The organism is Ruegeria arenilitoris (assembly GCF_013032445.1).
GTDB classification, from domain to species: Bacteria; Pseudomonadota; Alphaproteobacteria; order Rhodobacterales; family Rhodobacteraceae; genus Ruegeria; species Ruegeria arenilitoris_F.
The window spans coordinates 69,314-82,642 of the sequence record NZ_WQCA01000007.1 but is presented as its reverse complement, the minus strand read 5'-3'; the positions used below and the strand labels follow the sequence as shown (position 1 = coordinate 82,642).

Below are 13,329 nucleotides of genomic sequence, written 5' to 3'. Positions count from 1 at the left end.
TAGCTTGCCATCAGATGTTAGAAACAGGGCAGGTTCTCTGGCAAGAAAAACTGCCTATATGATGCACCATTAGGCAAGCACTGCTTGTGAATGTCGCGTTTGTGTAAATGGCAGTCTCTTGTAAATAAAGCGCTTTTTGCAGGCGACGCTCGGTCAACCCCGAAGCACCTTCTGAAAAAGCCGAATAATCCGCGATGATTTTTTAGGCGTTCCAAAGCGTCGGTTCCTGCTTTTGCCGGGCTGCTGGCTGGGATAGCGTAGGCGGTATGAGCAGTTCTCCTCGATTCATTCACCTCCGTGTTCACACCGAATATTCCCTGCTGGAAGGCGCCGTGCGGCTGAAGAAGCTGCCCGCGCTTTGCGAGAAGATGGAGATGCCCGCCGTCGCGGTTACGGACACCAATTCGATGTTCTCGGCGCTGGAATTCTCGGTCACCGCCAGCGGGGCCGGGGTGCAGCCGATCATGGGTTGTCAGGTCGACCTGACGTATTTGCAGGCGCAGCCGGGGGAAAAGCCCAAAGCGCCGGCGCCACTGGTACTGCTGGCGCAGTCCGAGGCTGGGTATGAGAACCTGATGAAGCTTAGCTCATGCCTTTACGTGGATAAGGGCGGGCAGCTACCGCAAGTCACATTGGAGGAACTTGCGGATCGTTCGGACGGGCTGATCTGCCTGACTGGAGGGCCAGACGGGCCGGTTGGGATGTTGCTGCAGCAAGGTCAGCGCCCGGCGGCTGAGGCTTTGATTGATCGGTTGGCGGCGATGTTCCCGGATCGGCTCTATGTCGAACTGCAGCGCCATCCGGGCGAGGACGGCCAGCCCGAGGCCGAACGCTTGACCGAGCGCGGTCATGTCGAGATGGCCTATGCCAAGAACCTGCCTCTGGTCGCCACCAACGACGTCTATTTCCCGACGACGGACATGTACGAGGCGCATGACGCGCTGATCTGTATCGCCGAGGGTGCCTATGTCGACCAGCAGGAAGGTCGCCGTCGTCTGACTGCGCAGCACTATTTCAAGTCGCAGCAAGAGATGGTGACCCTGTTCGCCGACCTGCCGGAGGCCATCGAGAACACCGTAGAGATCGCAAAACGCTGCGCCTTCATGGCCTATCGCCGCGATCCGATCTTGCCGAAATTTGCCGATGACGAGGTGGCTGAGCTGCGCCGCATCGCGAATGAAGGCTTGCAGAAACGACTGGCCGTGATCCCGCATGCGGTGACGCCCGAGGAATATCAGGAGCGGTTGGATTTTGAACTCGACATCATCGAAGGGATGGGCTTCCCCGGTTACTTCCTGATTGTTGCGGACTTTATCCAATGGGCGAAGGACGAGGATATCCCGGTGGGGCCGGGGCGGGGCTCGGGTGCGGGTTCGCTGGTGGCCTATGCGCTGACGATCACCGACCTTGACCCGCTGCGCTATTCTCTGCTGTTCGAACGGTTTCTGAACCCCGAGCGGGTCTCGATGCCCGACTTCGATATCGACTTCTGCATGGACCGCCGCGAGGAAGTGATCCGTTATGTGCAGCAGAAATACGGGCGCGACAAGGTGGGGCAGATCATCACCTTCGGTGCGTTGCTGTCGAAGGCCGCTGTGCGCGATATCGGTAGGGTTCTGCAGATGCCTTACGGGCAGGTGGATCGGCTGTCCAAGATGATCCCTGTGGAAGGGGTTAAACCGGTTTCGATTGAAAAGGCATTGAAAGACGAACCGCGCCTGCGTGAAGAGGCACGGAATGAAGAGGTGGTGGACCGTTTGCTCACCTACGGTCAGCAGGTCGAAGGGCTGCTGCGCAACGCTTCGACCCACGCTGCGGGAGTTGTGATCGGCGACCGGCCCTTGGACGCGCTGGTGCCTCTGTATCAGGATCCGCGGTCTGACATGCCCGCAACCCAGTTCAACATGAAATGGGTGGAACAGGCCGGGCTGGTGAAGTTCGACTTTCTGGGTCTGAAAACGCTGACTGTGATCCAGAACGCGATGGACATCATCTTCAAGTCCGGGCGTCCCTTGCATATTGCGGCGGACGGCACCGAACTTTATGAACCGGCAGAAGGCGCCGAGAACCAGATCAACGCCATCCCGCTGGACGATGAGGCGACATACAAGCTCTACTCGGCAGCCAAGACGGTGGCAGTGTTCCAGGTGGAATCTTCGGGTATGATGGACGCGCTCAAGCGGATGAAACCTACCTGTATCGAGGATATCGTGGCCCTGGTGGCGCTGTATCGTCCAGGTCCGATGGAAAACATCCCGACCTATTGCGAGGTCAAGAATGGCCTGCGCGAGATCACATCGGTGCACCCGCTGATCGACCATATCTTGGAGGAAACGCAGGGCATCATCGTATATCAGGAACAGGTGATGCAGATCGCTCAGGTTATGGCCGGATACAGCCTCGGCGGCGCGGACCTGTTGCGCCGGGCGATGGGTAAAAAGATCAAAGAGGCGATGGACGCCGAACGCCCAAAATTCGAAAAGGGCGCGGGCGAGAATGGCGTTGATGCCAAGAAGGCCAGCGAAGTTTTCGACCTGCTGGAGAAATTCGCCAACTACGGCTTCAACAAGTCCCACGCGGCCGCCTATGCGGTGGTCAGCTATCAGACCGGCTGGCTGAAGGCGAACCACCCGGTCGAGTTCATGGCGGGTGTCATGAACTGCGATATCCACCTGACCGACAAGCTGGCGATTTACTTCGAAGAGGTCCGCAAGGGACTCGAATTGCCCTATGTGCCGCCTTGCGTGAACCGATCCTTGGCCACCTTCGACGTGGTGAATGGCGAACTGGTCTACGCGCTGGGCGCGCTAAAGAATGTTGGCGCTGAGGCGATGAACCTCGTGGTCGAGGGACGCGGGGAAAAGCCTTTTGTGAACCTGTTCGACTTTGCCCGTCGCGTTGATCTTAAGAAAGTCGGCAAGCGCCCGTTGGAGATGCTGGCGAGGGCTGGAGCCTTTGATCAGCTCGACAAGAACCGTCGTCGTGTGTTCGAAAGCCTCGATCCGCTGGTGCAGTATTCGGCTGCGATCCACGATCAGAAGAACTCGAACCAGGTGTCGCTGTTTGGCGAAGCTGGGGACGACCTGCCCGAACCGCGCCTGTCGCCCACGCCCGACTGGCTACCTGCGGAACGCCTAAGCGAAGAATTCAAGGCCATCGGTTTTTACCTGTCCGGTCATCCGCTGGACGACTATATGCCCGCGCTGAAACGCAAGCAGGTGCTGACGCTCGACGAAGTAACGGAAAAGGCGCGCACTGGCCCCTTCATCGCCAAGATGGCAGGCGTTGTAGCCGGGCGGCAGGAACGAAAATCCGCGCGTGGCAATCGGTTCGCATTCGCCCAGCTCTCGGACCCTACGGGGGCCTATGAGGTCACGTTGTTCTCTGAAACGCTGGAGAAATCGCGTGAGTTTCTGGAAACCGGCGCGCAGGTGGTGCTGACCGCCGAGGCCACGATGGAGGCCGATCAGCTGAAACTGCTGGGCCGTTCGGTGGGGCCGGTGGATGCAGTCGTGGCCGAGGCTGGAGCGACCGGGTTGCGGATTTTCGTGGACGAGCCGGGGGTGGTGGCAACCGTCGCCAAGGTGCTTGAGGACGCGGCCGGTGCGGCCAAGCGGGCCTCGAAGGGGCCGATCCATATCTTCCTGATGGACCCGGGTCTGCCGGGCGATGTTGAGATGGATCTGGGTCAGGACTTCCCCATCAACCCGCAGATCAAGGGTGCGATCAAATCGCTGGACGGCGTGACCGAAGTCGAGGAAATCTGAGCCAGCCATTTGTTGCCACAATGTTTTTGGGCGGTTAGGCTGTGATCATTGCCTCATTTGGGGCGTGTCACGGGAGGGCACCGGAATGGCAATTACAACGATTGGTTTCAGAACTCTGACCTTCGCAGCGGCGGCGTCGTTTGCGTTGGTCTCGGCTTCCGCTGGATTGGCGGATAGCAAGGATGACAAGAAGAAAAAGACGATCGAGGGCGCGCTGATTGGCGCGGGTGTCGGGGCGCTGGTCGGCGATGGCAAGGGCGCGGCGATCGGCGGCGTGGCCGGGGCCATAATCGGGCATAACTGGAAGAAGTGATGGCGATGCGTTCTGTTAAACTTGGAATGTCCGCTTGCGCCGCAATTCTGGCGGCTCCGTGTGTGGTGACGGCTGATGAAGCGGCTGTACAGATGATACAGGACGCCTTGCCAGTCATGCACTACACTTGCGCCTCGATTGCCGAGGAAGCAGATGGTGATGAAGAATTTGTTGTGGCTGTTGTTGGAAAGATGACGGCCCTATCGCTCTACAATCGCCAGATCAATATCGAAGATCACGCGACCACTGAGGAGGAAAAAGCCCAACTGCGGGAAGCGTTTATTGCTGCGCTTTCGGAAGGATGCGCTGCGGACAAGGATGCCCTATTGGGCGGCGTGGTCGACAACGCCGTGAAGACGACGCTGGGTCTGTGATCTATTAGTAATGTGGAGGGCGTTCGTCTCCGAACACGACCCCGCCTGATCCTTCCTGCGCCCGTTCAGCCTCGCGCTGCAACAGCATCTCGACGCGGCGGGTCAGTTGGTCGATTTCGGACTGCTGGCGGGTGACGACCGTGTTCAGCTCTTCGACAGTGCGGGTTAGATGGGCGATCTGTTCTTCCAGATGCTGCATGGGGGACTCCTGTGTCTTGCGCCGGTCATAGCGACCCTGTGACGCCAAGGCCAGTGAAAGCGCGCCTTGCCCCGATGCGGGCCATGGGATAGACCGCGCGCGGAACATGAAAATCCCAAGGACGCCCCACATGGCCAAGCCCAAGAAACAGCCCCGCCCCAAGGCAATTACGCCCAAAGGGTTCCGCGACTATTTCGGCCAGGAAGTCTCGCAGCGCACCGAGATGCTGCGGACTATTGCGGACGTCTATCATCGGTATGGGTTTGATGCGTTAGAGAGCAGCGCGGTTGAAACCGTCGAAGCGCTGGGCAAGTTCCTGCCTGACGTGGATCGCCCGAACGAGGGTGTGTTTGCGTGGCAGGAAGTCGACGAAAACGACAAGGGCGACTGGATGGCCCTGCGCTATGACCTGACCGCGCCTTTGGCCCGTGTCTACGCCCAGCACCGCAACGACTTGCCGACACCTTATCGCCGCTATGCGATGGGTCCGGTCTGGCGCAATGAAAAGCCGGGGCCGGGGCGGTATCGTCAGTTTTACCAGTGCGATGCGGATACGGTGGGCACGGCTTCGATGGCTGCGGATGCCGAGATCTGCGCGATGCTGTCGGACACGCTGGAGACCGTGGGCATCCCGCGCGGCGACTATCTGGTGCGCGTCAACAACCGTAAGGTTTTGAACGGTGTGCTTGAGGCGATGGGGCTGGGCGAAGACGCCGCCGCCCGCGACAACGTCCTGCGCACCATCGACAAGTTCGACAAGGTGGGCGAGGCCGGTGTGCGAGAGCTGCTGACCAAGGGCCGTCTGGACGCATCGGGCGCGTTTATCGATGGTGTGGGTCTGAGCGATGATCAGGCCGAGCCGGTAATTGCATTCCTGACCTCTAAGGCTGTGGACACCGCTGGCACGCTGGCGAACCTGCGCGCTGCTGTGGGTGATAGCAAGATCGGTGCGGATGGTATTGCCGAGTTGGAACAGATCGGCGCTTTGCTGGATGCAGGCGGGTACGGTGCGGATCGGATCGAAATCGATCCATCGGTCGTGCGTGGTTTGGGTTACTATACCGGGCCGGTCTATGAGGCCGAACTGACCTTTGAAATCTTCGACGAGAAAGGTCGCAAGCGGCAGTTCGGCTCGGTCTCGGGCGGTGGGCGTTACGACGATCTGGTCAAGCGGTTTACCGGGCAGGAAGTGCCTGCAACCGGGATCTCCATCGGCGTTGACCGACTGTTGGCCGCCCTGCGCGAAAAGGGCCGGATCGCGGCGCAGGCCACGGGCCCCGTGGTGGTCACCGTGATGGACCGCGACCGCATGGCTGATTATCAGGCAATGGTGGCCGAGCTGCGCAATGCAGGCATCCGCGCCGAGGTCTATCTGGGTAATCCCAAAAACTTCGGCAATCAGCTGAAATATGCGGACAAGCGGAACTCGCCCATCGCCGTGATCGAAGGTGGTGACGAAAAGGCTAATGGCATCGTCCAAATCAAGGACCTGATTCTTGGTGCAAAGATCGCCGAAAGCGCCACGCTGGAGGAATGGAAAGAGCGCCCCAGCCAGTTCGAAGTGCCGCGTGGCGATCTGATCGCCAAGGTGCGTGAAATTCTGGACAGTCAGGACTGAGCCATGCCCAACCGTTCCCAGATACAGGCCCGCGCCGCGATGATGCGCGTCCGGTTCGAGGCCGCAGGCGCGCAAGTCGTGGACCCGCCGCTGCTGCAACCGGCCGAAACGCTACTGGACCTCTATGGTGAGGACATCCGAGCGCGCGCCTATGTGACCTCGGACGCGCTGCGGGGTGAGCAGATGCTGCGCCCCGATTTCACCATGCCGGTGGTGCAGATGCACATGAGCGAAGGGGCAGAACCCGCGCGCTATACCTATTCCGGGGAGGTGTTCCGCCGTCAGGAGCACGACCCGGATCGCTCGAACGAGTATATTCAGGTGGGCTACGAGGTCTTTGACCGCGACGATCCCTCGGGGGCCGATGCCGAGGTGTTTTCCCTGTTTGCACTGCAACTGCGTGGCCTGCCTCTGCGGGCGGCAACCGGCGATATCGGTATCCTGACTGCAGCCGTTCAGGGCCTGCGCACAACTGACCGCCGTAAAACCGCACTGATGCGTCACCTGTGGCGTCCACGCCGGTTCCGGGTATTGCTGGATCGTTTCGCCGGGCGAAAACCCGGCCCGGAAGGGCGTGACGCCCTGTTGAACGCGGAAGATCCGTTGAACAACGACATCCCAAGGATCGGCAAACGCCGCGCGTCCGAGGTTGAGGCGCGGATCGAGGCCCTGCGTGAAGATCGCGACACGCCGCCGATTTCCGACAACGAACTGGCTGGGCTGGAAACGCTGCTGAACGTGCGTGAAACCATGCCTTTTGCGCTGGAGCAACTGCGCGACGTGGCGGTGGACCTGCCGCAAATCACTCCGGCGCTGGACCGGCTTGAGGCGCGGGTCGCGTCGCTGCAGGCGCGCGGCGTTGATGTGGAGCGGTTGGATTTTGAAGCCGCTTATGGCCGAACCTCGATGGAGTACTATGACGGGTTCGTGTTTGGCTTTTACGCTGAGGGCCGCCCGGACCTGCCGCCAATTGCCACCGGCGGGCGCTATGACGCGCTGACCCGACAGCTGGGTAACGGTACCGAAATCCCCGCTGTGGGGGGCGTCATCCGCCCGGACCTGATGCTAGAGATTGAGGAGGACGCTCAATGAGCCTGAAGCTGGGCGTGCCCTCAAAGGGCCGGTTGATGGAGAAGACCTTCTCGTGGTTCGAAAAGCGCGGCATCTCTCTGTCGCGCAGCGGATCGGACCGGGAATATGCGGGCAAGGTTGAAGGGATCGATGGCGTTTCTCTGGTCCTGTTGTCCGCCGGGGAAATCCCGCGTGAACTGGCGGCGGGGCGTATTCATCTGGGCGTCACCGGCATCGATCTGGTGCATGAAAAACTGCCACGCTGGGAACAGCAGGTCGAAGAGATTTCGCAGCTTGGGTTTGGTAAGGCCGACCTGATCATCGCCACGCCTGCCTGCTGGGTGGATGTGGACACGCTGGACGATCTGGATGCAGCGGCGGCCGCGTTTCGCAGGACACACGGTCACCGGCTGCGGATTGCAACCAAGTATCACCGCCTGGTGCGTGAGTTCCTGACCGATGCGGGCGTGGCCGATTACACTCTGGTCGATAGTCAGGGCGCGACTGAGGGTACGGTGAAGAACGAAACCGCCGAGGCAATTGCCGATATTACCTCGACCGGGGAAACCCTGCGGGCGAACCACCTGAAAATCCTGTCGGACGGACTGATCCTACAATCGCAGGCGACGCTGTGGCGCAGCCGGGTGGCGAAATGCGATGCGGAGGAGAAGGCGGTTCTGTCCGAGCTTCTGGATCGGCTGCGTTAAAGCACGCCGATTTCTGCCAGAGCACGGTTGAGGTCATCGGGCAGGGCGTCGTCTTGTTCGCGGCCTTGGGGCAAATCGGCGGGGGTGTCCTCGGGTTTCAGGTAGCGCCAGCCCTGAAACGGGCGCTTCAGCGCGGTCTGGGTGCGGTACAGCTCGGGGTCCAGTACGATGGCGCAGCGGCGGATGCCGTCCTCGCCGCGCACCTCATCCAGCCGCAGGATACGTTGGCGGCATTGGATCACGCCCTTGATGACCCAATAGATTGATCCGCCGTTCAGAATCTCGTCTTCGCGCTTGGGCCACATGCGGGTGACGTGGCGGGGGCAGCCGTCCTCATACAGCGGTCTGCGACTATCCTGCCACGCGATCAACGAGTCGACGCTCTCTGATCCGACCGAGAGTTTTATTAGGTTTACGTACTTATCCACAGCTTTCCCACAGAGTCGTCCGTCGACTATCTATCCATTGTAGCTCATGCGCGATTGTCATCAAGGTTTAGTAGATGATAGTCTGTATCCCTCTTCTAACACAGGGAATCGCCAATGAGCCGCTTTGCCGCCCCCATCGCCGAGCAGATCTGGGACATGAAATACCGTTTCAAAAAGGCAGATGGCACGCCCATCGACCAGACGGTCGAGGACAGCTGGCGGCGCATCGCCCGCGATCTTGCGCGGGTGGAAAAAGACCCGGCCCATTGGGAAGAAAAGTTCTTTGAGGCGCTGGAAGATTTCAAATACCTGCCTGCCGGTCGCATCACCGCAGGCGCCGGCACCGCGCGGCAGGTGACCTTGTTCAACTGTTTCGTCATGGGTACCGTGCCCGACAGCATGGGCGGTATCTTTGACATGCTGAAAGAGGCCGCTTTGACCATGCAGCAGGGTGGGGGGATCGGTTACGATTTCTCGACCATCCGTCCGCGTGGGGCCGATGTGCACGGGGTGGCTGCGGATGCATCTGGGCCGCTGTCGTTCATGGATGTGTGGGACGCGATGTGCCGGACGATCATGTCCGCAGGCTCGCGCCGCGGGGCGATGATGGCGACGATGCGCTGCGACCATCCGGATATTGAACAGTTCATCACCGCGAAATCTGACCCGGCGCGCTTGCGCATGTTCAATATGTCGGTGCTGGTGACCGATCCGTTCATGGAGGCCGTCAAAGCAGATGGCCCTTGGGAGCTGGTGTTCGGTGACAAGGTCTATCACACCGTTCAGGCGCGTGATCTGTGGAACAAGATTATGCAGGCGACCTATGACTATGCGGAACCCGGCGTGATCTTCATCGACCGGATCAATCAGGCCAACAACCTGAGCTATGTCGAGACCATCGCGGCCACCAACCCCTGTGGCGAACAGCCCCTGCCGCCGTATGGCGCGTGCCTGCTGGGGTCTATTAATTTGGCCCGGTTGGTTGCCGAGCCGTTCGAAGACGCCGCACATCTGGACGAGGAGGCGCTGCAAGAGCTGGTCGCCACTGCTGTTCGCATGATGGACAATGTGGTGGATGCGTCGAAGTTCCCTCTGCCCGAACAGGCCGCCGAGGCGCAGGCCAAGCGCCGGATCGGGCTGGGTGTGACCGGACTGGCCGATGCGCTGCTGATGCAGGGCCTGCGCTATGGCTCAGACGAGGCGGCGCGTCAGACCGAGCGCTGGCTGAAAGCGATCGCCCGCGCCGCGTATCTGGCGTCGGTGGATTTGGCGAAGGAAAAAGGCGCGTTCCCTCTGTTCGATGCCGACAAGTATCTGGCCAGCGGCACCATGCAGCAGATGGACGACGATGTGCGCGAAGCGATCCGCGAGCACGGCATCCGCAACGCTCTGCTAACCTCGATCGCGCCCACCGGCACGATTTCCCTGTACGCGGGCAATGTGTCTTCGGGGATTGAGCCGGTCTTTGCATATGCATACACGCGAAAGGTGCTGCAAAAGGATGGCTCGCGCACCGAGGAAGAGGTCGTTGATTATGCCGTGCAGATGTGGCGTGACAAGTTCGGCGACAAGCCTCTACCGGACTATTTCGTCAACGCGCAGACGCTGTCTCCGTCGGATCACGTGAAGATGCAGGCTGCAGCGCAGAAATGGATCGACAGCTCGATTTCCAAGACGATCAACTGCCCTGAAGATATCGGCTTTGACGCGTTCAAGGATGTCTACATGCAGGCCTGGGATCAGGGTTGCAAAGGCTGCACCACCTATCGCCCGAACGATGTTACGGGTTCCGTACTGACCGTGTCGGAAAGCGCAGACACCGCGCCGGGTGAAAGCGCGGCCGCTCCGCATGAGGTCGATGGGGGTGAGGTCGTGTATATGTCCGAGCCACTAGATCGGCCGCAGTCGCTGGAAGGGTCGACCTACAAGCTGAAATGGCCCGACAGTGAGCACGCGATCTACCTGACCATCAACGATATCGTTATCGGCGGACGTCGCCGCCCCTTCGAGGTGTTCATCAACTCGAAGAACATGGAACACTATGCGTGGACGCTGGCCCTAACCCGGATGATCTCGGCAGTGTTCCGTCGGGGTGGCGACGTGTCGTTCGTGGTAGAAGAGTTGAAGGCCGTATTCGATCCGCGCGGCGGTGCCTGGGTGCAGGGCAAGTACATCCCTTCGATCCTGGCTGCGATCGGTGGAGTAATCGAACAACACCTGATCAATATTGGTTTCCTTGAGGGGGAAGGTATGGGGCTGAAGTCTGATCCGCAAGCGCAGGTTGTCAACATGGATGCGCCACGCGGCAAGGCCTGCCCGTCCTGCGGCCAGTTCGATATGGTGATGATTGAAGGGTGCATGACCTGTCGTAGCTGCGGCCATTCGAAATGTGGTTAGAGGGCTGTGTCGGTTTTGTATGTTTGGGTGGGCATAAATAGCCCATAAGGTTGATTTTTGCGCCCAGTTGAACGGTCTTTAATGCCCACAGATTCTTAAGACTTTGAAATAAAATAAAAAAGATTACTGTAGGGTTTTGAGACTGTTCTGCGTTGGGCGACCATCGATAATATTCGCGCTATTGACCAAAACCTGAAAATCTCAAGACTATGGCCATGGAACCAAATCGTCTCATACGCGTCACACGCAAAAGCTGACCAGAATGTTGTACTTGCCCAGCAAAACCGCTCGGGCAGTTCCATGGCTATCGGATACCTAATTGATGAAAAACAAATCGCCTATCGAGGAGTCCCCTCAATACTCCGAATTGAACGCTCGATTTTCCCGTTTTCTCCTGGACTTCCGAAAGGAAAAACTCGCGCAGCAACTTGCCGGAGACGACAAAAACCGTGACGAGATTACTCGCGGAGACTTTCAATCATTCAAAGCGCGGATGACTGAGGGTTTAGAACTAACCGATTACGATCTAGATCGTATTCACCGCCGAGTATTGTCTGTACTTCTCCGCCCCGAAGCGGGCTCGGTGCTACAAGACGAGTGAGGCCGGAAGGCGTGAAACCAGCGTGTAGACCGATCCGCTTTGACAATGATTCAGTCCTGAATCTCACTTGAGCATCTGCGGTCACGTCACTGTGCACTCTCCAGTGAAACAACAAACACGTTGTTCTAAGCTAGGACTCTTATGCAGGATCACGCAGGTTGACTTCCGTAAAGACCATCCTCCCTTGCGTCACGTTTATGGCTGACTTCGAATAATTCGGGTTCTAGTGCGTAATGGAGCACCCGGTATTCAGGGCACGAGTTAGTCATTCTCTGCGGTACTCGTGATTGGCTGATGGCAGACCGAAGCAGACATTCACAATCAGGCTTTTCAGTTTTGCACCAAGCCATTCACTAGAACATGCGCGACGTTCGGGAAAACATGTTGTCTGCTGTAGCTGAAGCGCTCTCGAATGACGTTAACGCGGCCAAAGTAGCCGTTTGGTTTCGCCACTCACTGACTGCCTTTCGATGAAATGAAACTAAGACCTATGGAAAAGCACTTTCCCATTAGTTGGGGGATGGCCCACTCACAAACCACCCCCCAGCCGCACTGGACTGCAATTGTCCAGGACGGTTGACTAAAATCGTTCAATTGCGGTTTCCACTTGGCCGCAAAACTTATCAATATCGCGCTTTAGCATATCGCTTTCTCGGGTCTCATCTCTGACCGCAGATAGTTCATCTACAACAGCTCGCAAATCTTCTTCTGGAGCTGCCTCCGCGATGCGCACCAAAGCTCGAATAAGGGCGGCCGTTACGAGGCCATTACCCCGGGCAGCGCGTCGCAGAGCTGGCATCGAGTCCTGAAACAGTGCCTCAGCCGTGATGGACGGGTAAATCACCCGCACGTTTCCGTCATCATCCCGATACACACCCGTGCAGAGCTTGGATGACCACGCTCGAGCCAGAGATGCTGATAGACGGTCGATGCACACAATTGCGGTAAACGTGTCATTTACACCCGGCGACAAAGCCCGAAGTGCGATTTCAACGAGGAGGTGGACAGAAAAGCGGATATCTCCATTAGGATCTCGCGCGGGGATCAACGGAGCAGCCGCTTGCACCAGATCATTAAGACTTTCGTCACTATCACCATAAACATTGGCCAAAGTGTCCGTTGGAACCATGAAGTCACCTGGCTGCACATCAAAAGCGACGACTGCTCCTGCCTTCTTGGCCGCACTCACCAGACCTTCGGTATTGATGGAGTTCACATATCCAGTGCCCGAAGCCAAGACTTGGCGCATGTCATCCACCTCAGGGACTGCCTCTGAAGATGGGATATCTGCACTGTTTTCGATTACGGTGCTCACTTGGCGATCCAAGGCTTCCGAAATCCGCGCCGCCTCCTGATCAATGGTTACGCGCGTTGATACTGTATGAACGAAGAGCAACAGCAAAAGAACTGAGATGATCGAATAGACTATTCCAATCGCAACGGCCAAATTGACGGATGTGTCATCGCGTATCAGCCACAAGATCAACAAGCTGTATAAAAACGTCGCTCCAAGTGAGCCAACTGCAATCTGATTTACCCTGTCTTCGCCAAAGCGCTGCAAGAGCCTGGGCCCAATTGATCCGGCTGCTAAGGTGTAGACCAGCAAAACAATGGAATAGACCATGACCAACGCGGACATGGATGCTGCCGAGATTGCGCTTAGTACATCGCTCGCAGTACGATTAGAAACGCTCAGCCAATCGGAAGCGGACCAACCCCAACTCGCGAGCGCTTGCTCCGTCTTGAAGACAATCCCAGCCACCAAAAGCCCTGAAAGACTAATGGCGGCAGGGATAGTTAGGAACCCGCGAAAGTACCTCACTAATTCTCTAGGTGTTTGCATTCCGGTCCCCA

General features: G+C 58.4%; 11 protein-coding genes. 8 read left to right on the top strand and 3 right to left on the bottom strand.

The window, feature by feature from the left end; all coding sequences use genetic code 11:
- Positions 1-266: 266 nt before the first annotated feature.
- From dnaE to GOW98_RS11605, 3 genes are all read left to right on the top strand, one after another.
- On the top strand, positions 267-3,767 hold the full coding sequence (gene dnaE, locus GOW98_RS11615; RefSeq protein ID WP_170332140.1) for a DNA polymerase III subunit alpha: 3,501 nt from the start codon (positions 267-269) through the stop codon (positions 3,765-3,767).
- Positions 3,768-3,852: 85 nt separating this feature from the next.
- Positions 3,853-4,080: a hypothetical protein gene (locus tag GOW98_RS11610; protein WP_170332138.1), complete on the top strand. Its 228-nt coding sequence runs from the start codon at positions 3,853-3,855 to the stop codon at positions 4,078-4,080.
- A complete protein-coding gene (locus GOW98_RS11605; protein ID WP_217359541.1) occupies positions 4,080-4,454 on the top strand; it encodes a hypothetical protein in 375 nt (124 codons plus the stop codon). The genes GOW98_RS11610 and GOW98_RS11605 overlap by 1 nt, the downstream gene beginning before the upstream one ends.
- Before the next feature lie 4 nt (positions 4,455-4,458).
- On the opposite strand, the gene GOW98_RS11600 is transcribed toward GOW98_RS11605, so the two are convergent.
- On the bottom strand, positions 4,459-4,653 hold the full coding sequence (locus tag GOW98_RS11600; protein WP_170332507.1) for a SlyX family protein: 195 nt from the start codon (positions 4,651-4,653) through the stop codon (positions 4,459-4,461).
- A gap of 130 nt (positions 4,654-4,783) precedes the next feature.
- On the opposite strand from GOW98_RS11600, the gene hisS reads away from it, so the two are divergent.
- The 3 genes from hisS to hisG are packed head-to-tail and all read left to right on the top strand — an operon-like array spanning position 4,784 to position 8,049.
- Complete coding sequence (hisS, locus tag GOW98_RS11595; RefSeq protein WP_170332135.1) at positions 4,784-6,271, top strand: histidine--tRNA ligase; 1,488 nt, start codon at positions 4,784-4,786, stop codon at positions 6,269-6,271.
- A 3-nt stretch (positions 6,272-6,274) separates the two neighbouring features.
- Entirely contained in the window at positions 6,275-7,363 is a 1,089-nt protein-coding gene (locus GOW98_RS11590; protein WP_170332133.1) for an ATP phosphoribosyltransferase regulatory subunit, read from the top strand.
- Positions 7,360-8,049 carry an ATP phosphoribosyltransferase gene (gene hisG, locus GOW98_RS11585; protein WP_170332131.1) on the top strand — a complete coding sequence of 230 codons (690 nt, stop codon included), beginning with the start codon at positions 7,360-7,362 and terminating at the stop codon, positions 8,047-8,049. The genes GOW98_RS11590 and hisG overlap by 4 nt, the downstream gene beginning before the upstream one ends.
- Here hisG and GOW98_RS11580 read toward each other — a convergent pair.
- Positions 8,046-8,477: a DUF1489 family protein gene (locus tag GOW98_RS11580; protein WP_170332129.1), complete on the bottom strand. Its 432-nt coding sequence runs from the start codon at positions 8,475-8,477 to the stop codon at positions 8,046-8,048. The two genes, hisG and GOW98_RS11580, sit on opposite strands and share 4 nt — an antisense overlap.
- Before the next feature lie 114 nt (positions 8,478-8,591).
- Here GOW98_RS11580 and GOW98_RS11575 point away from each other — a divergent pair, with 114 nt between their 5' ends.
- Entirely contained in the window at positions 8,592-10,874 is a 2,283-nt protein-coding gene (locus GOW98_RS11575; RefSeq protein ID WP_170332127.1) for an adenosylcobalamin-dependent ribonucleoside-diphosphate reductase, read from the top strand.
- Positions 10,875-11,196: 322 nt separating this feature from the next.
- Positions 11,197-11,475: a hypothetical protein gene (locus GOW98_RS11570; RefSeq protein WP_170332125.1), complete on the top strand. Its 279-nt coding sequence runs from the start codon at positions 11,197-11,199 to the stop codon at positions 11,473-11,475.
- 580 nt (positions 11,476-12,055) lie between these two features.
- Here the strand turns inward: GOW98_RS11570 and GOW98_RS11565 are convergent.
- Positions 12,056-13,318, bottom strand: coding sequence for a DUF2254 domain-containing protein (locus GOW98_RS11565; protein ID WP_170332123.1), 1,263 nt, complete (start codon positions 13,316-13,318; stop codon positions 12,056-12,058).
- Positions 13,319-13,329: the final 11 nt, after the last annotated feature.

Bases quoted from the DNA above. Each gene is read 5' to 3' on its own strand.
- dnaE (WP_170332140.1), top strand. From the start codon at position 267: ATGAGCAGTTCTCCTCGATTCATTCACCTCCGTGTTCACACCGAATAT.
- GOW98_RS11610 (WP_170332138.1), top strand. From the start codon at position 3,853: ATGGCAATTACAACGATTGGTTTCAGAACTCTGACCTTCGCAGCGGCG.
- GOW98_RS11605 (WP_217359541.1), top strand. From the start codon at position 4,080: ATGGCGATGCGTTCTGTTAAACTTGGAATGTCCGCTTGCGCCGCAATT.
- GOW98_RS11600 (WP_170332507.1), bottom strand. From the start codon at position 4,653: ATGCAGCATCTGGAAGAACAGATCGCCCATCTAACCCGCACTGTCGAA.
- hisS (WP_170332135.1), top strand. From the start codon at position 4,784: ATGGCCAAGCCCAAGAAACAGCCCCGCCCCAAGGCAATTACGCCCAAA.
- GOW98_RS11590 (WP_170332133.1), top strand. From the start codon at position 6,275: ATGCCCAACCGTTCCCAGATACAGGCCCGCGCCGCGATGATGCGCGTC.
- hisG (WP_170332131.1), top strand. From the start codon at position 7,360: ATGAGCCTGAAGCTGGGCGTGCCCTCAAAGGGCCGGTTGATGGAGAAG.
- GOW98_RS11575 (WP_170332127.1), top strand. From the start codon at position 8,592: ATGAGCCGCTTTGCCGCCCCCATCGCCGAGCAGATCTGGGACATGAAA.
- GOW98_RS11570 (WP_170332125.1), top strand. From the start codon at position 11,197: ATGAAAAACAAATCGCCTATCGAGGAGTCCCCTCAATACTCCGAATTG.
- GOW98_RS11565 (WP_170332123.1), bottom strand. From the start codon at position 13,318: ATGCAAACACCTAGAGAATTAGTGAGGTACTTTCGCGGGTTCCTAACT.